Genomic DNA, 18,777 nt, shown 5'->3' on the forward strand with positions numbered 1-18,777 from the left:
CCGAGTGTCGTTTTGCGGCTTACGGGTGTGACAGGCGGGAAACGGCCGCCGCGATGCGCTCGTCCGTCGCGGTCAACGCGATGCGCACGTGCCGGTCTCCGGTCGGGCCGTAGAAGGTGCCCGGGGCGACCAGGATTCCGCGTTCGGCCAGCCACTGGACGGTGTCCCAGGCCGACTCGTCGCGAGTCGCCCACAGGTACAGGCCCGCTTCGGAGTGGTCGATCTTGAAGCCGGCTTCGAGCAGGGCCGGGCGCAGGACGTCGCGGCGGGCGGCGAAGCGGGCTTTCTGGTCGGCCACGTGCGTGTCGTCGGCCAGGGCCGCCGTGATGGCGGCCTGGATGGGTCGGGGGACGATCATGCCCGCGTGCTTGCGGACCTCCAGCAACCCGCGCACCAGCGCCGGGTCACCCGTGACGAACCCGGCCCGGTAGCCCGCCAGGCTGGAGATCTTCGACAGCGAGTGCACCGCCAGCAGCCCGGTCACGTCCCCACCGGACACCGACGGGTGCAGCACCGACACCGGCTCGGTCTCCCAGCCCAGCGCCAGGTAGCACTCATCTGACACGACGATCGTGCCGCGTTCGCGCGCCCAGTCGACGACCTTGCGCAGGTGCTCCACCGGCAGCACCCGACCGGTCGGGTTGGACGGCGAGTTCAGCCACACCATCCCCGGCGCCGCCGGGCCCAGGGCCGTCAGCCCGTCCGACCGGAACAGCTCGGCCTTCGCCAGCCGCGCGCCCACCTCGTAGGTGGGGTACGCCAGTTCCGGGATGACCACCGACCGGACGCCCAGCAGCGTCGGCAGCCAGGCCACCAGCTCCTTGGACCCGATGGTCGGCAGCACCGCGTCCGGGTCCAGCCCGGTGACCCCGTGCCTGCGGGCCATGGCCGCGACGGCCTCGGCGCGCAGTTGCGGCACGCCGTGGGTCTGGGGGTAGCCGGGCAGCTCGGCCGCGGTCCCCAGGGCCGCCTGGACCAGCGGCGGGACCGGGTCGACCGGGGTGCCCATGGACAGGTCGACCACGCCGTCCGGGTGCGTCCTCGCCCGGGCGGCGTGGTCGGCCAGGACGTCCCAGGGGAAGTCCGGCAGCTGGGGGAAGGTGTTCACTCGCCCCGCTGGTCCAGCGCCTTGATCCAGTCCGGGTCGGCGCTGACCTTGCCGGTCTTCGACGCGCCGCCGGGCGAGCCGAGGTCGTTGAAGAAGTCGACGTTCGCCTTGGTGTAGGTGGACCACTGGTCCGGGACGTCGTCCTCGTAGTAGATGGCCTCGACCGGGCACACCGGTTCGCAGGCACCGCAGTCCACGCACTCGTCGGGGTGGATGTAGAGCATCCGGTCGCCCTCGTAGATGCAGTCGACCGGGCACTCCTCGATGCACGCCTTGTCGAGGACATCGACGCAGGGCTCGGCGATCACGTAGGTCACTGCGCTCTCCTGCTCCTTCATGGTGTGACGCGTGCGTTCGGGAAAAACGCGACGTCGACAGTATCTCCCGACCTGCTCCGGAGCACGCACCCGGTGCCGCCTAGCTCACATCCCGGTACAGCGCGCGCTGAATCTCCCCCAGACTCCCCCGGTGGACACCCGCTCGACCCTCGAACAGGTCTGCGCCGCCGCCTGGCCGCCCGTGGTCGCCCGCACGCTCGGCGACTGGCGGCTGCGCGCATCGGGCGGCTACACCGGCCGGGCCAACAGCGCGCTGACCAACGGCGACCCGGGCCTGCCCGTGAACGCCGCGCTGGCGGAGATCACCCGGTTCGCCGGGGAACACGGCATCCGCCCGTACGCGCAGGTCATCTCCGGCTCGTCCTGGGAATCCCCGCTCGCGGCGGCGGGCTGGCGGGTCAACGCGGACCACCCCAAGGGCGCCGAGTCGGCCGTCATGCACTCGCCCCTGACCTCGACCGGCGGCGGCGCGGACGTCGCCGACAAACCGCCAAACGGTTGGCTGGAAGTGGCGGTGCGCGGCACCCCGACCGACACGCAGCGCGCGGTCGTGACCGGTGGCCCGCTGCTCGGCTACGCCACCGTGCACCGCGACGGCCGGGTCGTCGGCACGGCGCGCGGCTGCCTGGTCGGCGCGTGGCTGTACGTCGCGCTGCTGGAGGTGCTGCCCGAGTACCGCAGGCAGGGCATCGCCACCCACCTGCTCGACGGGCTCGACACCTGGGCCGCCGCGCGCGGCGCCACCAGCCGGGTGTTGCAGGTCGCGCTGGTCAACGAGGTCGCCAGGGGGATCTACGCCGACCTCGGGTACGTCGAGTCGCACCGGTACCGCTACTGGGCGCCCTGAGCGACCAGCCACTTGCGGCCCCGGCGCGCGGCGCGCTTCAACGCGCTGCGCTCGCCGAGGTAGTCCCCCGCCATGCCGACGACCGGCAGCAGGCCGATGGCCTTGTGGTAGATCCGCCCCTGCGGCCGCTTGTCCAGTTCGTCGCCGAGGCCCCACAGGGTGCGGCCGACGCGCCACAGCGCCTTGCCCGCGGCCTTGAGCGTGACCCGGCCGTGCTTGCTGGTGGAGGCGTCGATGTCGGTGGTCATCTCGGCGGTGGCCGCGTCCTCCTCCGCGCCGCCCCGGCCCTCGGCGAGCGCCGGGTCGATGTCGCGGTCGAAGAGCACCTTGGCGATCAGCCGGACGCGGGTGCCGACGTCGGTGTACCCGTACTCGACGGCCATCGCCGAGAGCACCAGGCCCTGGCTGGCGGTGGCCAGGGTGTCCTGGATGGGCAGCCGGTCGGCCAGCGCGCCGCCGATGCCGGGGACGCTCGCCACCAGCACGGTGACGCGGCCGACGCGGTTGACCCACCAGTCCGCGCGCTTGTCGTCGGGCAGGTCCCGCCAGGCGGCGGTGCCGGGGAACTTGACCGACGAGAGGCCGTCGAGCAGCTTCTGCCGCAGGCCGCGCTCGACCTTGGCCAGTTCCTCGGTGTCGGCTTGCTCGATGACCGCGGTGTTCGGGTCGTCGGCCTGTTCCTCGGTTCTGGCGGAGTAGTCGCGGAACGCCGTCAGCAGGGGCGTGGTCGCCCGGACGAACGGTCGTAAGATCGCAACGATCTGCCGGTCAGTGACCGCCTCGCTCACTGTCTCCTCCTGCCGCGGATTTGGCCAGCACGCCGCCGACCTTGATGGTGGCCGGGAACGCGCCCGCGGCCATGAGCAGCAGCGTGCGCCAGTCGTCGATCAGAATCACGTCGCCGCCGGGGCCCGCCACGAGGAACACCAGCAGTGTCGCCAGCCAGACGTAGAGCGGTCCGCCCGCGAACGAGGGCTTGGCCTTGATCTTCGCCGCCCGGCCGACCAGCCACGGCAGCGTGACCGCGGCCAGCAGCGCCGTGATGGGGAACTCGATGGCGCCGACGTCCGGCAGCACCCGCCCGTCGAGCCGCAGCGGCAGGAAGAACAGCTCGAACACGGCGAGCACCACGCTCAGGGCGAGCAGTCCGCCGTAGCGCGCGCGCTCGCCGGTGGTCACCGGTCCGCGCCCACGTGCTCGACCGGCGCGAGTCCGCCGAAGACGTCGGTCTCCGCGGCCTCGCCGGACCCGCCCGCCAGCGTGTAGCACTCCTGCTCCAGCACCGGTTGGGCGACGCCGTTGGACAGCGCATAGCTGTAGGTGCCGTCCTGGGCCTGCCAGACGCTCACCTGGGTGGCGTGCGCCCGGAGCGCGCGGAGCTTGGCGGGCAGGTGGTCACCGATCGCGACGGACGTGGTGATCTCCGCGTCGTCCACGGCGGGCAGCTCACCGGGGGCGGGCAGGCGCCAGGGCAACCCGTCGACCCCGGCCAGCGCGGCGACGCCGGCGTCGACGGCCTGCCGGGACACGACGGTGTAGTAGAGGCGCTCGACGTCAGGCACCTCGGCGACCGCGGCGGCGGTGATCTCGTGCGCGCGGACGTGGTCGGGGTGGCCGTAGCCGCCGTCGGGCCCGTAGGTCACCACGACCTGGGGGCGCACGTCGCGCAGGATCGCGACCAGCTCCTGGACCTGCGCGGCGAGGTCACCGGAGGCGAAGGCCCGCGGGTGCGCGTTGGCCGGGGTGTCGACCATGCCGGAGTCGCGCCAGCGGCCCATGCCGCCGAGGTAGCGGTGGTCGGACACGCCGAGCGCCGCGCAGGCCGCGCGCAGTTCGCCGACCCGGTACCCGCCGAGCTGGTCGGCGTGGTCGGCGGCGAGCTGGGCCAGCGACTCGGGGATGATCTCGCCGACCTCGCCGAGGGTGCAGGTGACCAGGGTGACCTGCACGCCCGCGGCGGCGTAGCGGGCGATCGTGCCGCCGGTCCACAGGCTCTCGTCGTCCGGGTGGGCGTGCACGAGCAGCAGTCTGGGTGGGGCTGTCAGCATCGGGTTTCAGCCTAAGCGCTTCTAGGGGCGGCGTCGGGGCGCGGGCAGTGGAACCGCGCACCGGTCGACCGTGGCGGGACGCCAACGGCCCCGGCGGGGGAACCCTACTACGCCCGATTTCGACCGGTACCCAGTACGCGACCGAGCCGTCCGCGCGCTAGCTCTTGGTGACGATGCGTTCGGGCTCGCTGAAGTTGTCGCCGCCGGGCGGCGACGTGCGGGTGATGTTGAGGCGGATCACCCGGTTGTCGGTGCACTTGATCTCGATGTCCTGCAGCCCGCTGTTGATCGTGTACGAGCCGACCTCGGCGATGCCCGGGTGTCCGCTGGCGGCCAACAGGTCGCGGAGGTGTTCGACGAACCGGTCTCGACGCACTCAGATCACCGACTCGGGGATCGCGTAGGGCTGGTGGCTGGGGACACCGGGACCGCTGACTTCCCGGCGGCGGCGGGGTGACGGCGGCCATGCCACCACCCCGCCTCCCACCTGCGCAAATCGCCACACATTAGGGCATTCGAGTGAGCGTCCTCAGGGCAGGACGTTGCGCTCCTCGGCGAAGTGGCAGGCCGAGAAGGTCGCACCATGGCGGATCAGTGGGGGTTCCTCGACGGCGCAGACTTCCTGGGCCTTCCAGCAGCGGGTGCGGAAGCGGCAGCCCGAGGGCGGGTCGACCGGGCTGGGGACGTCGCCGCGCAGGACGATCCGCTGGCGTTGGCGTTCCTGGCGCGGGTCCGGCACCGGCACCGCGGACAGCAGCGCCTGCGTGTACGGGTGCGTCGGCCGGGTGTAGATGGACTCCCGGTCACCGATCTCCACGATCTTGCCCAGGTACATGACCGCCACCCGGTGCGAGATGTGCCGCACCACCGACAGGTCGTGCGCCACGAACAGGTACGCCAGCCCGAGCCGCTGCTGCAACTCCTCCAGCAGGTTGACCACCCCGGCCTGCACCGACACGTCCAGCGCGGACACCGGCTCGTCGAGCACGATGAGCTTCGGGTCCAGGGCCAGCGCGCGGGCGATGCCGATGCGCTGGCGCTGGCCGCCGGAGAACTCGTGCGGGTAGCGGTTGCGGTGCTCGGGGTTGAGGCCGACGAGTTCCAGCAGGTGGTTCACGCGCTGCTGGATGTCCTTGGCGCTGCCGCGGTCGTGGATGCGCAGCGGCTCGGCCACGACGTCGTTGACCTGCCAGCGCGGGTCCAGCGACGCGTACGGGTCCTGGAACACGATCTGCAGGTCCGCCCGCAGCGGCCGCATCTGCGCGGGCTTGAGCGTGGTCAGCTCGCGCCCCTCGAACCGCACCGAGCCCGACGTGGGCTTGTGCAGCTGGAGGATGGCCCGGCCGGTGGTGGACTTGCCGCAGCCGGACTCGCCGACCAGGCCGAGGGTCTCGCCGCGCTCGAGGTCGAAGCTGACCCCGGACACGGCCTGCACCTGCCCGACGGTGCGCGGGATGATCCCGCCGCCGCGCACCGGGAAGGACTTGACCAGCTCGTGGACCCGCAGCAGCGGGGTGTCCGCGCGGTCCGCCGCGGCGCGCGCGGGGGCGGTGTTGGCGTGTGTCATGCGTGCGGACCTTCCTGGGGCAGGCGCAGCTCGATGGTGTGCGCCTCCTCGGCGACCGGCAGGTACGGGTCGGCCTCGACCAGCGCGGCGGGGTTCTCCACCACACCGATCTCGTCGCGGACGAACAGGTCCCGCGAGTGCTGCATGGACGCCAGGTCCGGCCACCGGAAGCAGCGGGTGGTGTGGTCGCCGCGCTCGGTGCCGTGCAGCTCGGGCTCGTCGACGCGGCACTGGTTGGCCACCAGCGGGCAGCGCGGGGAGAACGCGCAGCCCGGCGGCAGGTTGATCAGCGACGGCGGCGCACCGGTGATCGGGGTGAGCCGCTGGCCGAGCTTGGCCGGGTTGGGCAGCGAGCCGAGCAGGCCGACGGTGTAGGGCATCCGGGGGTGGTCGAAGACCTCCTCGACCGGCCCGGACTCCACGACCGTGCCGCCGTACATGACCTGCACCCGGTCGACCATGCCCGCGACCACGCCGAGGTCGTGGGTGATCAGGATGATGCCCGCGTTCACCTCGTCGCGCAGCCGCAGCAGCGTTTCGAGGATCTGCGCCTGCACGGTCACGTCGAGCGCGGTGGTCGGCTCGTCGGCGATGATCACGTCCGGGTCGTTGATGATCGCCATGGCGATCATCACCCGCTGCCGCATGCCGCCGGAGAACTCGTGCGGGTACTGCGCCGCGCGCCGGTCCGGCTGCGGGATGCCGACCAGTTCCAGCGCCTCGACCGCCTTGCGCCACGCGGCCTTCTTCGACACGTCGTGGTGCGCCCGGTAGGCCTCGGCCAGCTGCCAGCCGATGGTGTAGACCGGGTTCAGCGAGGTCATCGGGTCCTGGAAGATCATCGCGACGCCGTTGTTGCGCACGCTCTGCATGTCCTTGTAGGACAGCCCGACCAGTTCGCGGTCCTTGTAGCGGATCGACCCGGTGATCTTGGCGCTGGCGGGCAGCAGGCCCATGACGGCCATGGACGACACGGACTTGCCGGACCCGGACTCGCCGACGATGCCGAGCACCTCGCGCGGCCGCAGGACGTAGGACACGTCCCGCACGGCGCGCACGTTGCCGTCGTCGGTCGGGAAGGTCACGGACAGGTTCTCGACCGACAGCACGGTGTCGGTGCGGACAGCACTGCTCATCAGGCACGCACCTTCGTCTGCCGGGGGTCGAACGCGTCGCGCAGGCCGTCGCCGATGAAGTTCACCGCGAGCGAGAGCAGCACGACGATCACGAACGGGCCCCAGAACAGCCACGGCCGGTTGGTGATCTGCGAGTAGTTCTCGTTGATGATCAGCCCCAGGGAGGTGTCCGGCGGCTGCACACCCAGCCCGATGAACGACAGCGCGGCCTCGGAGAGCACCGCGGTCGCCACGGCCAGCGTGGTGTTCACCGTGATGGTGCCGATCATGTTCGGCACCAGGTGCCGGAAGATGATCCAGTGCGTCTTGGCGCCGGAGGCCCGCGCGGCCTCGATGAACTCGCGCTGCGACAGCGACAGCGTCTCGCCGCGGGTGATGCGCGCGATGCTCATCCAGGCGAACGCGGCCAGGATGAACGCCACCGTGTACCAGGAGCCGCTGAGCGCGCGGACCAGGATGGCGGCCACCGCGACCTGCGGGATGATCAGCATCAGGTCGGTGAACCGGCTGATCACGCTGTCCACCGCGCCGCGCAGGTAGCCCGCGAGCGCGCCGAAGGTGACCCCGACGACGGTGGACCCGATGGCGACGACCAGCGCGATCTGCACCGACAGCCGGGTGCCGCGGATGAGCTGGGCCAGCATGTCCTTGCCGGTCTGGATGGTGCCGAGCGGGTGCGCCCCGCTGGGCGGCAGGTAGCCGCGGCTGGAGGTGTCCTCGACCGAGACGGTCCAGAACAGCGGGCCGAGGAACCCGAACGCGCAGATCAGCAGGAACACCACGAGCGCGACCACGGCGAGGCGGTGGCGGAAGAAGCGGCGCACGATGAGCGTGCTCTGCTTGCGCGCCTTGGTGGCGTCGAACTCGCCTGCGGTGGCCACGGGCGCGGTGCCCGCGGCGGGCAGCCCGGTGGGCTGCAGCGGGTTGAGCACGGGGTCGCTAGGCAAGGCGGATCCTCGGGTCGAGGATGCCGTACATGATGTCGGCAACCAGGTTGAACACGATGACCAGCGCGGCGGTGACCATCAGCCAGCCCATCAGCATGTAGGGGTCGAAGGTGCGGATGGACTGCACCAGCAGGTTGCCCATGCCCTTCCAGCCGAAGACCGTCTCGGTGACGATCGCGCCGGAGAACAGCGCGGCGGCGTTGATGGAGAACAGCGTGGTCACCGGGATCAGCGCGTTGCGGAAAGCGTGCTTGAAGATCACCCGGCGCTGCGAGATGCCCTTGGCCCGCGCGGTGCGCACGTAGTCGGAGTTGAGCGTCTCCAGCATCGAGGCGCGCTGGAAGCGGCTGTACGCGGCGAAGCTGATGAGCGCGAGGGTCAGCGTCGGCAGCACGTAGGTGCCGGTCAGCTTGAATATCGCCTCGCCGAAGGTCCGGTCGACCTGGTCGGGCGTGGGGCTGACGGTGCTGACCCAGCGGTCCATGCCCAGGCTCTCGAGCACGTTGTTGAACTTGATGCCGTAGGTCTTGAGGATGACCGCGACGCAGAGCACCGGCATCGAGAACATGAGGAAGGCACTCGAAGTGGCCAGGTAGTCGAAGATCGAATACTGTTTCACCGCCGCGATCACACCGACCACGACGCCGAGCACGATGGCCAGCAGCTCGGCGAACACGACCAGCCGGGCGGTGATCCACAGCCCGCGCATGATCGAGTCGAAGATGTCCACCTTGGCCTGGCCCAGGGCGATGCTCTGGCCCCAGTCGCCCTGGACGAAGTCGACCAGCCACTTCCAGTACCGGACGATGATCGGCTGGTCGAGGCCGAGGCTGACCTCGAGGTCGTGGATCTGCTGGGCGGTGACGCCCGGCTTGGCCTTCAGCTCGGCCACCGGGTTGCCCGCGGCCGCGACCAGGAAGAAGGCGAAGATGCTGCCGATGCCCAGGATGGGGATCGAGATGAGCAGCCGTCTGATGATGTAGCGAATCACGAGAACTCCTCGGTGGGGACCCAGGCGGCCGGTGTGGTGGCTGCCGCTGGTGTGCTCCCTGTTCCGCCAGTGTGCGCCCGGCGGGTCAGGAACCGAAGCGAAGGGGCCGGACTTCTGGTCCGGCCCCTTCGTCTATCGACCAGTGCGACGCCGCCTGGGGGCGGCGGGTCGACTCAGGAGGTCTTGACCCACTCGTTGACGTTCCAGAGCGCGCCGTTGTAGGACTGGAAGTACACCTTGTCGATGCCCTTGAAGGCCCACATGTTCGGCAGCTGGTACAGCGGCAGCGAGTAGTTGTCCTCCGCCATCAGCCGGTCGGCTTCCTGGAACGCCTTGCGCCCGGCAGCCTCGTCGAGGTTGCTGTTGGCGTCCTTGTAGGCCGCGTCGACCTTCGGGTTGGTGTAGGCGGACCAGTTCTGGCCACCGTTCGTCTCGTAGATCGACTTCTGCGCGGACTTGAACGGCGCGGCCGACCACGCGAACAGCGCGATGTCGTAGTCGCCCTGGCTGACCCGGGTGTCGAGGAAGTTCGGGTCGGTGTCGTCGATGATCTCGATGCCCGCCGCCTTGCACTGCGACTGGATCAGCTCGACGGTCTGCTTGCGCCGCGGGATGTCGGTGTGCGCGATCTTGAGCGAGAGCTTCTCGCCGCCCTTGGTCGCGAACCCGTCGCCGCCGATGGTGAAGCCCGCGCCCTCGAGGGTGGCCTTCGAGGCGTTGGCGTCACCGGTGTAGGCGGCGTAGTTGTCGGTGTAGCCCTCTTCCGCCTGGAAGAAGACCAGCGAGCCGAGCGGCTTGGCGGTGTCGAGCACCGGGCGAATCAGCTTCTCCGCCAGCTCGTCGCGGTTCACGCACTGCATGAAGGCCTTGCGCACGGCCTGGTCCTGCAGCCACTTGTTCTTGTAGTTCAGGTCGAGGTGCTCGAAGGACAGGCCGTTCGACGCGCCGAAGCGCACGCCCTGCGAGGACAGGCCGCGCAGCCGGTCGGCCGCGTTCGAGTCGGGCTGGGCCATCGAGTTGACCTGGACTTCGCCGTTCTCCAGCGCCTGGGCCTGGGCCACCTGGTCGGAGATGCCGCGCAGGATCACCTTGGCCGGGCCGCCGGGCTTGGCCGCCCACTTGGGGTTGCGCTCGAGGGTGACCGCGTTGCCCTGCTCGAAGTGGGTGATCATGTACGGGCCGGACGCGGGCATCAGCTTCGCGTCGAAGCCGTTCCACTTCGTCTTCCAGAACTCCGCGACCTTCTTCAGCGCGGCCTGGTCACCGCCGGTCGGCGTCAGCTTGGTGACGTCGGCGACGCCGGTCTCCTTCTCCAGGATGTGCGCGGGCATGATGTCCAGCGAGATGCCGAACAGGCCCTTGTAGTCCGGGTACGGGTTGTCGAAGGTGGTGACGACCTCGGTCGGCTTGGGGCACTCGACCTTGCCGATCTGGTCGTAGCCCGTGGTGTTCGCCGAGGTGAAGATGTCCTTGTCGCCGTCCTTGGCCTTGCCGGTCGAGGACAGCCAAGCCAGGTAGAAGTCGTCGCAGTCCCACGGCTCGCCGTCGGACCAGGTGATGCCCGGCTTGATCTTCCAGGTGACCACCTGGGGCGACTTGCTGGTGACCTCGACGGACTCCATCACGTCCTTGTTGAGCAGGACCTTGTTGTTGCCGTCGAGCTTGTACGCGCCGGAGATCACCGAGGCCAGCGCGAAGGTGTTGTACGAGTTGTTCGCGTCCGCCGCGGAGTTGTTGTACGCGGTGTACGGGTTGTCGGTCGACACCGTGAAGGTGTCGTTGGACTGCGGGACCTCCGGCGAGGTGTACTCGTCGCCCGCCTCGCCCTTGGCGATGGCCATGGCCGCGATGTCGCCGGTCGGCTCGTTCGCCCCGGTGCTGCCGCCGTTGCCGCCGTTGTCGCTGGTGCCGCCACAAGCGCTCAGGACGAGCGACGCACCGACGACCAAGGAGATCGCCGACAGAGTGCTCTTCTTAGTTGACACGTGCCCTCCTAGCACAGGGCCACCCGCGACCGGTCCGGTCGGGCTGCACCCGTAACCCATCGCGCCCCCAATCAAGCATTGGGTGGCGCACTAGGTGCGCACGCTAGGAACGAAGCAGCACCCCGGTCACCTCCGCGACAGTGATCGTGACCAAAGGGTGACAAGCGCACAGCACCACGCAACGGGACCGTTACCAGGGGGTACCCGTTGGTGGCTTGTCGATGACGGAGAGTGGCCTGAGTCACCCCTCCGCTCGACGCCACTGAGTGGCGGTCGCGAACGGCCCGGCCCAGGGCGGTCCGGTGGACACACCGGACATCACGCGCCCGGTCAGCAGGGTGTCGGCCTCCTGGTAGAGCGGCAGCGCGACCGTCCGGCTCCACAGCGCGGGCTCGACCTGCTCGGCCGCCGCGGTGAACGCCAGCTCGCCGGTCAGCGCCTGGTCGATGGTGGGTTGCAGGCCCGGGTCGCAGAAGCCCGCCGGGTTGTCGGCCTGGGGCGCGGTCGACGGCTGGCCAGGCTCCCCCGGCGTGGTCGGGGCGCAGCCGAAGCGGCCCGCCAGCAGCGTCGCCGGGTCGCCCGCGGCGGGCTGCGGCGCCAGCACCAGGTCGATCCGGTCCGCCTCGGCGACCGCGGCGGTGGCGGGCCGCGGCGCGAGCAGCCGGGTGAACAGGTCGGCGCCGTCCGGGGTGACCAGCCGCGACTGCACGCCGCCGACGGAGAGCTGGCGCTGCAACTCGCGCGCCATGTCCACATAGGACTTGCGGCCCTCCGGCGCGGCGATCACCAGGTTGAGCGGGGTACCGCCGAGCGACCAGCTGCCGTCGACCTTGGTGTACCCGGCCTGGGTCAACAGGTTCTCGGCGAGCGCGACGTCCGGTTTGTCCGGGGTGTTGGCGGGCACGGTCGCGGTGTAGCCGCGCGCGCTCGGCGCCAGCACCTGCGCGTTCGCGGGCAGCGCGCTGCCCGGGCCGCCGCCGGTGCCCGCCGCGGTGAGCGCCTGGCGGTCGATCAGCGCGGCCAGCACGGACCGGATGCGCGGGTCGGCCATGGCGGTGCCGACCGGTCGCAGCAGCAGCGTGGCCACCGTCGAGCGCGGCACGGTCGTCGTGGTGGCCAGCGGTTCCAGCGCCTTGAGCGCGCTCTGGCCCGCGGCGTCCGGGCTGAGCAGGGCGAGCTGGTTGTGCCCGGAGCGCAGCGCGTTGGCCACGCCGGTGGTGTCGCCGCGGCGCAGGATGATCCGGTCCAGCGGCACGGGCGCGGCCCAGTAGCGGTCGTTGCGCTCCAGCACGGCCTCGCCGCGGTCGCGGTCGATGCCCTTGAGCGAGAACGGGCCGCCGGTCACCGGGAAGTTGTCCCGCAGCACGCTGGCCCAGCCGCCGGGCATGTCCTTGAGCAGGTGCGCGGGCAGCAGGTCGGAGAACAGCGTCCGCCAGCCCGGGTAGGGCTTGGTGAAGGTGACCTCGACGACCCGACCCGCTTCACGGGCGGAGATGTTGCCGATCAGCCGGTAGCCCGCGCTGTCGAGCACGCCCGGCTCGGTGCGCAGCTGCTCCCACAGGTAGACGAAGTCCTCGGCGGCGATGGGCGCGCTGTCGGACCAGGCCGCCTCGGGGCGCAGCCGGTACGTGACGGTGTAGGGCTCGGCGCTGGTGACCTCGGCGGAGACCATGAGGGTGCCGTCGAGGGTGGGGGTGCCGTCGGCGGCCGGTCGGAAGACGGAGGGCAGCAGCACGTCGGCCAGCGCGGTGGTGATCGTGGACTGGTCGGCGAGCTTGTGCGGGTTGTAGCCGCCCTGCACGCTGTCGACGCCGACGACGGCCTCGTTGAGCGTGGGGGCCTTGGTGGCCTGGGTCCGCGCGACCTCGGTGGTGACCAGCGGCGGTGGTGGCGCGTTCGTGCACGCGGCGAGGGACACCGCGACCGCGATGGCCGCGGCGCTCCGGAGAACCGTTCTCCGAACGCGCACGAATCCTCCTCCCCCAGGTGACTCGGTGGTCATGCTGCCAGACGACCACCCCGGGTCCGCCACCGGTTATGCGGCCGAACGCATGACGCGCGACCCGGTTCGCGGGTTCCACACGGGTGCTCCGGTTCCCCGGAACAGGTGGTTTCGATCACGGCGAACTCGATCGCCGGCGGGGTCGACCGCCGACGGCACCGATTGTCCGATCTTGACCGTGGCCCTGTCCGGGGAACCGCGCAATTCGACGGTCTTCCGGCGGACCTTCAGCCGACGCCCGCCATGCGCAACGCCGACGCGAGGGTGTGCGCGCCGCGCTCGCGGGCCCGTTCGGCGCCCGCCGCGCGGATCCCGTCGAGGGTGGTGGGGTCGTCGAGCAGCTCCAGCACGCGCGTGCGCAGCGGGCGCAGCTCCTCGATGACCGCGTCCGCCGCCGCGTTCTTGAGCTCGCCGTAGGACGAGTGGTCGTCGGCGACCTCGACCGGCGAGCGGCCGGTGCAGGCGGCCAGGATCTCCAGCACGTTCGCCAACCCCGGCTGGCTGCTCGGCCGGTACTCGAGTCTGGCCTCGTTGTCGGTGACCGCCCGGGTGATCTTGCGGCGGACCAGGTCCGGTTCGTCGAGCAGGAACACCACGCCCGCGCTGTCCTGGGTGGACTTCGACATCTTGCGGGTCGGGTCGGACAGGTCCATCACCCGCGCCGCCGTCGGCGCCATCACCGCGCGGGGCACGGTGAACACCTCGCCGAAGGTCGAGTTGAACCGCCGGGCCAGGCTGCGCGCCAGCTCGACGTGCTGGGTCTGGTCCTGGCCGACGGGCACCTCGGTGGCGTTCTGCAGCAGGATGTCGGCGGCCATCAGCACCGGGTAGGTCAGCAGGCCGAGCCGGACGGTGCCCTGGCCGTCGGCCTTCTGCTTGAACTGGGTCATCCGCGACGCCTCGCCGAACGAGCAGGTGCACTCCAGCACCCAGCTCAGCGCCCCCAGCTCCCGCACCAGGTCGGACTGCACGCACACGCGCGCCGGGTCGATCCCGGCGGCGACCAGCACGGCCAGCGTCTCGCGGGCGAGCTTGCGCAGCCGCGCCGGGTTGTAGGACACGGTCATGGCGTGCAGGTCGCTGACGAAGTACAGGTCCCCGGGCGCGCCCTCGCGGGCCCAGCGGCGGATGGCGCCGAGGTAGTTGCCGAGGTGGGCGTGGCCGGAGGGGGTGATCGCCGAGAGGCGGGTCATCGGGGGTCTCCTTGGGCTGGGGCCACCCGCCCGGGACACGCGTCAGGCCGCCCGGTCGGGCGGCCTGTGGGTGCGCGAAGTCAGGGCCGCCTGCTGGCGGCCCACCACTGAGTGACGTCGTGTGTGCGCATCGAGGTGAAAGGTAGCGCAGCGGCCCCGGGGCCTTCAATCGGTTCAGGCGGCCTTGAGGCGCTTGAGCGCGAGCACCGGGCACTTCGAGCAGCGCGGCTTGGACTGGCAGCACTTCTTCTTGACCTTGCCCGACTTCATCAGCTTCTTGACCTGCTCAGCGGGCGTGCGCGTCTTCTTGCCCCCCACCTGCCACCCCCTCTCGTCCGCGGTGAATTCCGGACTGAGGTTAGGTTAACCTTTCTTGATCCCGCGCGTGGCACTGCTCACACCAGGTGACGGGGTATCCTGGTATCCGCCATCAGCGGCCCAGTCACGGCCGCGCGGGCGCCCCACCAGCGTGATGCCGCCGGGTAGCCCTCAACCGCCAGAGCTAGGAAACCGGAGAGCACACGCGTGCCCACTGCGACCACCGCCGCCGAGCAGGCCCCCACCGGCCTGCGCCGCCACGATCTGCGCAACGTCGCCATCGTCGCGCACGTCGACCACGGCAAGACCACCCTGGTCGACGCCATGCTGCGCCAGTCCGGCGCCTTCACCGCCCGCGCCGAGGTCGTCGACCGGGTCATGGACTCGGGCGAGCTGGAGCGTGAGAAGGGCATCACGATCCTGGCGAAGAACACCGCCGTGCGCCGCCAGACGCCGGACGGGCCGATCGTCATCAACGTGGTGGACACCCCCGGCCACGCCGACTTCGGCGGCGAGGTGGAGCGCGGTCTGTCCATGGTCGACGGCGTGCTGCTGCTCGTCGACGCCAGCGAGGGCCCGCTGCCGCAGACCCGGTTCGTGCTGCGCAAGGCGCTGGCCTCGTCGCTGCCGGTCGTGCTCGTGGTGAACAAGGTGGACCGGCCGGACGCGCGGATCTCCGAGGTCGTCGAGGAGACCCACGACCTGCTGCTCGACCTGGCCGCCGAGCTCGACGACCTGGACGAGTCGGTGCTGGACCTGCCCGTGGTGTACGCCTCGGCGCGCGCCGGTCGGGCGAGCCTGACCCAGCCCGAGGACGGCGGCCTGCCCGACAGCGAGAACCTGGACCCGCTGTTCGACCTGCTGCTGGACAAGGTCCCGGCGCCGCTGGCCGACCCGTCGGCCCCGCTGAGCGCCCTGGTGACCAACCTGGACGCGTCGAGCTTCCTCGGTCGCATCGCGCTGTGCCGGGTCTACGCCGGTCGCATCCGCAAGGGCCAGACCGTGGCGTGGATGCGCGAGGACGGCTCGGTGTCGAACGTGCGCATCACGGAGCTGCTGGTCACCGAGGCCCTGGAGCGGGTGCCCGCCGAAGAGGCGAGCGCCGGTGAGCTGGTCGCGATCGCCGGTATCCCGGACATCACCATCGGCGACACGCTGGCCGATGTGGACAACCCGGTGGCGCTGCCCCGGCTGACCGTCGACGAGCCCGCGATCTCGATGACCATCGGCGTGAACACGTCGCCGATGGCGGGCCGCAGCGGCGGCAACAAGCTCACCGCGCGCATGGTGAAGACCCGGCTGGACGTGGAGCTGGTCGGCAACGTCAGCGTGCGCGTGCTGCCCACCGAGCGCCCGGACGCGTGGGAGGTGCAGGGCCGCGGCGAGCTGGCGCTGGCCATCCTGGTCGAGCAGATGCGCCGCGAGGGCTTCGAGCTGACCGTCGGCAAGCCGGAGGTCGTCACCCGCACCATCGACGGCAAGCTGTGCGAGCCGTTCGAGCACCTGACGGTCGACGCGCCGGAGGAGCACCTCGGTGCGATCACGCAGCTGCTGGCGAACCGCAAGGGCCGCCTGGAGAACATGAGCGGCCACGGCTCCGGCCGGATCAAGGTCGAGTTCGTGGTCCCGTCCCGGGGCCTGATCGGCTTCCGCACCGACTTCCTGACCGAGACCCGCGGCACCGGCATCGCCAACGCGATCTTCGAGGGCTACTTCCCGTGGGCGGGCGAGATCCGCAGCAGGCACTCGGGCTCGCTGGTGGCCGACCGGCAGGGCCCGGTGACCGCGTACGCGATGCTGCAGCTGGCCGACCGCGGCACGTTCTTCGTCGAGCCCGGCGCGGACGTGTACGAGGGCATGGTCGTCGGCGAGAACCCGCGCGCCGAGGACCTGGACGTGAACGTCACCAAGGAGAAGAAGCTCACCAACATGCGCTCCTCCTCGGCGGACGTCATGGAGACCCTGGCCAGGCCGCGGAAGCTGAGCCTGGAAGAGGCCCTGGAGTTCTGCGCCAACGACGAGTGCGTCGAGGTCACCCCGGACTTCGTCCGCGTCCGCAAGACCATCCTGGACGCGACCACCCGCGGTCGTCAGCGGTCGCGGGACAAGGCCCGCGACCAGAAGTAGTGCGCGCGTTACCGGAACTGCTGCGGCCCGCTCTTGTGCGGGCCGCAGCCGGTTTCGGGGTTTCGGTGGGGGACGTGGAGGTCCTCGGCCGGGCCGCGTGGGCGCACGGGGACGCGGTGAGCGTGCGGGTGGTGGTCGGGAGCGCGCAGGAAGTGTTCCTGTGGTCGGGCCTGGCGGATGCCGGTGCGGTGGCGGTGCCGAAACCGCTGGTGCTGGACGCGTGCGAGTGGACCGAGGGGTTGACGTTCCGGGCGGAGCTGGTGAGCCGCCCAGGGGGCGACCCGGTCGCGGACGCCTTGGCGTTGCCCGATTCCTGGTGGCGCGCGTTGGGTTCGGTGCTGTCGGTGGTGGCTAGTCACCCGACGGACCGCGTGATGATCAGCCAGGCCGAGATCGACCGGGCGGTGAAGTACGCCTACGGGCACGGGGCCCGGGTCGAGGTCGAGGCGTGGGAAACCGCCAACGGCAACGTCCGCTGGCCGCACCTGCGGCAACCGACTCCGGCCCTGCTCGACTGGGACCACTGGGGCCAAGCCCCGGCGGGCTACGACGCGGCGACCCTGTGGTGCGATTCGCTGGCGGAGCCGGAACTCGCGGCGGTGGTCGAGAGGAACCTCCCGACCACCCGAACCGCGAAACTGGCGGTGTTGGCCAAAGCCCTCCGCAACGACCTGGCGGACAAGGTGCGCAGGGCAGCGGCGGAACGGCTACTGGCCGAGTGAGACGGCCAAGGCCCAAGCGTTGGGGCTGAAGGAAAGGGTCGCGCCGGGGTTCTTGGAGTCACGGACCGCCACCGGCTCGCCCTCGGCGAAGCGCACCTCGACACAGTTGTCATCCGCGCCGCCGCTGAAGCTGCTCTTGAACCAGCCGGTGTCCCGTGGGGCATAACTCATCAACTGAACCCTTTCACTCTCGCCGCAATCAGTGTCAGCGTGTCGTCTCGACCTAGCGCGAGTTCATCCAGCCGTTTGAACGCACGGGACATGCGCGCGGTGTCCTCCGCTGCGTTCATGTAGGTCGAAGGTCCATAGAGGACCGACAAGAATCCGATCGAGCGCACCAGGTCGCTGAAACCGAAGAGCGACAAGCCACCCCGCTGCGCGGGATTGTCCCAGGTCGTCGCCGGGATAACCCTGACATCCAGGTTGTCATGGAGCTCGGCGAGGTCGAGGATGTGCCGCCCCTGAGCGTGCATGACCTCCGGGGAGCCCACCGCCTGGTTGAAGGTGTCTTCCGTGAAGTACAAGGAGACCCGCTTCGCTTCCTCCGCCTCGAAGGCGCGCCGCTGGCGCTCCAGCCGGAAGGCCGCCCGGCTCCGGCGCAACTTGTCGGACAGCGGTTCTTGCCAGATCCCTTCCGTTGCCCGGATCAAGGCTTCCGCGTAGTCCGCGCTTTGGAGCAGGGCCGGGAAGACGCCGTTCTCGTACGACTGGATGGTCTGCGCCTTGGCCTCGAGGTAGGCCACTCGGCGCCAGGACTCCGGTCCCAGGTCCGTGTACGGGTCGCCGGTCGGGGATTTCCGGGCATCCACACCGAGGGCTTCGAGTTCGGTCAGCCGATCCCCTTCGGCACCAAGGAACTCCGCGAGCTTCGTCAGCTCGTCCGCCGTGAGGGTGGCGCAGCCTTCTTCCAGGTACATCAGCCGTTGGCGACTCTTGCCGATGTGCCGGGAAGCGGTCTCCAACGAGATTCCCGCGTCCACCCGGAGTTGGTGCAGGGCTACGCCGAGGAACACCCGGGGCATCGTCGACGTGCCTTTAGCCATGAGTCTTCCTCCAGACGATCATCGTAGAAGTTCCCCCGATTGAGGGAATGCCATTGGGCACACGTACCCCCTACGGTTTGGGATACAAGTATCCCACCGGGTCCGAACTGGCCCCTCGCGTGATCGCAGCGTAGTCGTGCGTGATCGCAGGGCCATCACCGCACCCCGAACCAATCCCACTGGGAGCGCTCTCATGAGTCACACCGCCCTGACCTTCGACACCGTGGTCACCGTCGCGCCGGACTGCCCGATTCGGGTGGAGCAGGACAAGGACACCGTCGACCTGCACTTCAACGAGAGCAGGCTCGGGCAGCTGTTCTGCCTCCAGTTCACCCGTCCGGCGCTGGACGCCCTCATCGCCCGCTGCCAGGCCGAACTCGCCACCCACTGACACCCCCGGTTCGG

20 protein-coding genes are annotated in these 18,777 nt (G+C 70.4%); 4 read left to right on the plus strand and 16 right to left on the minus strand.

What is annotated here, in order from left to right; all coding sequences use genetic code 11:
• Positions 1 to 19: 19 nt before the first annotated feature.
• Both dapC and fdxA read right to left on the minus strand, forming a co-directional pair.
• On the minus strand, positions 20 to 1,108 hold the full coding sequence (dapC, locus tag CLV40_RS03645) for a succinyldiaminopimelate transaminase (RefSeq protein WP_104476947.1): 1,089 nt from the start codon (positions 1,106 to 1,108) through the stop codon (positions 20 to 22).
• Positions 1,105 to 1,425 (minus strand): ferredoxin, encoded by a 321-nt coding sequence (gene fdxA, locus CLV40_RS03650; RefSeq protein ID WP_104476948.1) that lies wholly within the window; start codon positions 1,423 to 1,425, stop codon positions 1,105 to 1,107. Before fdxA ends, dapC begins: the two co-directional genes overlap by 4 nt.
• A 151-nt stretch (positions 1,426 to 1,576) precedes the next feature.
• Here fdxA and CLV40_RS03655 point away from each other — a divergent pair, with 151 nt between their 5' ends.
• Positions 1,577 to 2,293: a GNAT family N-acetyltransferase gene (locus tag CLV40_RS03655; RefSeq protein WP_104476950.1), complete on the plus strand. Its 717-nt coding sequence runs from the start codon at positions 1,577 to 1,579 to the stop codon at positions 2,291 to 2,293.
• Here the strand turns inward: CLV40_RS03655 and CLV40_RS03660 are convergent.
• The 12 genes from CLV40_RS03660 to CLV40_RS37745 form a co-directional block, all read right to left on the minus strand.
• Entirely contained in the window at positions 2,278 to 3,081 is an 804-nt protein-coding gene (locus tag CLV40_RS03660; protein WP_104476952.1) for a hypothetical protein, read from the minus strand. The genes CLV40_RS03655 and CLV40_RS03660 overlap by 16 nt on opposite strands.
• Positions 3,062 to 3,472, minus strand: coding sequence for a hypothetical protein (locus tag CLV40_RS03665; protein WP_104476954.1), 411 nt, complete (start codon positions 3,470 to 3,472; stop codon positions 3,062 to 3,064). The genes CLV40_RS03660 and CLV40_RS03665 overlap by 20 nt, the downstream gene beginning before the upstream one ends.
• The gene (gene mshB, locus CLV40_RS03670) at positions 3,469 to 4,341 is read right to left on the minus strand and encodes an N-acetyl-1-D-myo-inositol-2-amino-2-deoxy-alpha-D-glucopyranoside deacetylase (protein ID WP_104476956.1); all 873 of its coding nucleotides are present in this window, start codon (positions 4,339 to 4,341) and stop codon (positions 3,469 to 3,471) included. The genes CLV40_RS03665 and mshB overlap by 4 nt, the downstream gene beginning before the upstream one ends.
• Before the next feature lie 157 nt (positions 4,342 to 4,498).
• Entirely contained in the window at positions 4,499 to 4,717 is a 219-nt protein-coding gene (locus CLV40_RS03675) for a hypothetical protein (RefSeq protein WP_104476958.1), read from the minus strand.
• Positions 4,718 to 4,870: 153 nt separating this feature from the next.
• Positions 4,871 to 5,908: an ABC transporter ATP-binding protein gene (locus CLV40_RS03680; protein ID WP_104476960.1), complete on the minus strand. Its 1,038-nt coding sequence runs from the start codon at positions 5,906 to 5,908 to the stop codon at positions 4,871 to 4,873.
• Positions 5,905 to 7,044, minus strand: coding sequence for an ABC transporter ATP-binding protein (locus tag CLV40_RS03685; protein ID WP_104476962.1), 1,140 nt, complete (start codon positions 7,042 to 7,044; stop codon positions 5,905 to 5,907). The genes CLV40_RS03680 and CLV40_RS03685 overlap by 4 nt, the downstream gene beginning before the upstream one ends.
• The gene (locus tag CLV40_RS03690) at positions 7,044 to 7,991 is read right to left on the minus strand and encodes an ABC transporter permease (protein WP_374065373.1); all 948 of its coding nucleotides are present in this window, start codon (positions 7,989 to 7,991) and stop codon (positions 7,044 to 7,046) included. The genes CLV40_RS03685 and CLV40_RS03690 overlap by 1 nt, the downstream gene beginning before the upstream one ends.
• A complete protein-coding gene (locus CLV40_RS03695; RefSeq protein ID WP_104476966.1) occupies positions 7,984 to 8,982 on the minus strand; it encodes an ABC transporter permease in 999 nt (332 codons plus the stop codon). Before CLV40_RS03695 ends, CLV40_RS03690 begins: the two co-directional genes overlap by 8 nt.
• Before the next feature lie 173 nt (positions 8,983 to 9,155).
• Positions 9,156 to 10,967 (minus strand): ABC transporter family substrate-binding protein, encoded by a 1,812-nt coding sequence (locus CLV40_RS03700; protein ID WP_104476968.1) that lies wholly within the window; start codon positions 10,965 to 10,967, stop codon positions 9,156 to 9,158.
• 241 nt (positions 10,968 to 11,208) lie between these two features.
• Positions 11,209 to 12,936 (minus strand): ABC transporter family substrate-binding protein, encoded by a 1,728-nt coding sequence (locus CLV40_RS03705; RefSeq protein WP_245931033.1) that lies wholly within the window; start codon positions 12,934 to 12,936, stop codon positions 11,209 to 11,211.
• Between the two features lie 260 nt (positions 12,937 to 13,196).
• A complete protein-coding gene (trpS, locus tag CLV40_RS03710) occupies positions 13,197 to 14,162 on the minus strand; it encodes a tryptophan--tRNA ligase (RefSeq protein ID WP_104476972.1) in 966 nt (321 codons plus the stop codon).
• A gap of 174 nt (positions 14,163 to 14,336) precedes the next feature.
• Positions 14,337 to 14,480 (minus strand): hypothetical protein, encoded by a 144-nt coding sequence (locus tag CLV40_RS37745; protein ID WP_181043350.1) that lies wholly within the window; start codon positions 14,478 to 14,480, stop codon positions 14,337 to 14,339.
• A 207-nt stretch (positions 14,481 to 14,687) separates the two neighbouring features.
• Here CLV40_RS37745 and typA point away from each other — a divergent pair, with 207 nt between their 5' ends.
• Together typA and CLV40_RS03720 are read left to right on the plus strand one after the other, a co-directional pair.
• Positions 14,688 to 16,607 carry a translational GTPase TypA gene (gene typA / locus CLV40_RS03715; protein ID WP_104476974.1) on the plus strand — a complete coding sequence of 640 codons (1,920 nt, stop codon included), beginning with the start codon at positions 14,688 to 14,690 and terminating at the stop codon, positions 16,605 to 16,607.
• Positions 16,607 to 17,329 (plus strand): hypothetical protein, encoded by a 723-nt coding sequence (locus CLV40_RS03720; RefSeq protein ID WP_146107918.1) that lies wholly within the window; start codon positions 16,607 to 16,609, stop codon positions 17,327 to 17,329. Before typA ends, CLV40_RS03720 begins: the two co-directional genes overlap by 1 nt.
• On the opposite strand, the gene CLV40_RS03725 is transcribed toward CLV40_RS03720, so the two are convergent.
• Together CLV40_RS03725 and CLV40_RS03730 are read right to left on the minus strand one after the other, a co-directional pair.
• Positions 17,315 to 17,500 (minus strand): DUF397 domain-containing protein, encoded by a 186-nt coding sequence (locus CLV40_RS03725; RefSeq protein WP_104476978.1) that lies wholly within the window; start codon positions 17,498 to 17,500, stop codon positions 17,315 to 17,317. The two genes, CLV40_RS03720 and CLV40_RS03725, sit on opposite strands and share 15 nt — an antisense overlap.
• The gene (locus tag CLV40_RS03730; protein ID WP_104476980.1) at positions 17,500 to 18,372 is read right to left on the minus strand and encodes a Scr1 family TA system antitoxin-like transcriptional regulator; all 873 of its coding nucleotides are present in this window, start codon (positions 18,370 to 18,372) and stop codon (positions 17,500 to 17,502) included. The genes CLV40_RS03725 and CLV40_RS03730 overlap by 1 nt, the downstream gene beginning before the upstream one ends.
• Before the next feature lie 193 nt (positions 18,373 to 18,565).
• On the opposite strand from CLV40_RS03730, the gene CLV40_RS03735 reads away from it, so the two are divergent.
• Positions 18,566 to 18,763 carry a hypothetical protein gene (locus CLV40_RS03735; protein WP_104476982.1) on the plus strand — a complete coding sequence of 66 codons (198 nt, stop codon included), beginning with the start codon at positions 18,566 to 18,568 and terminating at the stop codon, positions 18,761 to 18,763.
• The last annotated feature ends 14 nt before the right edge of the window (positions 18,764 to 18,777 follow it).

Origin of the sequence: Actinokineospora auranticolor, from assembly GCF_002934265.1 — a bacterium.
GTDB lineage: Bacteria > Actinomycetota > Actinomycetes > Mycobacteriales > Pseudonocardiaceae > Actinokineospora > Actinokineospora auranticolor.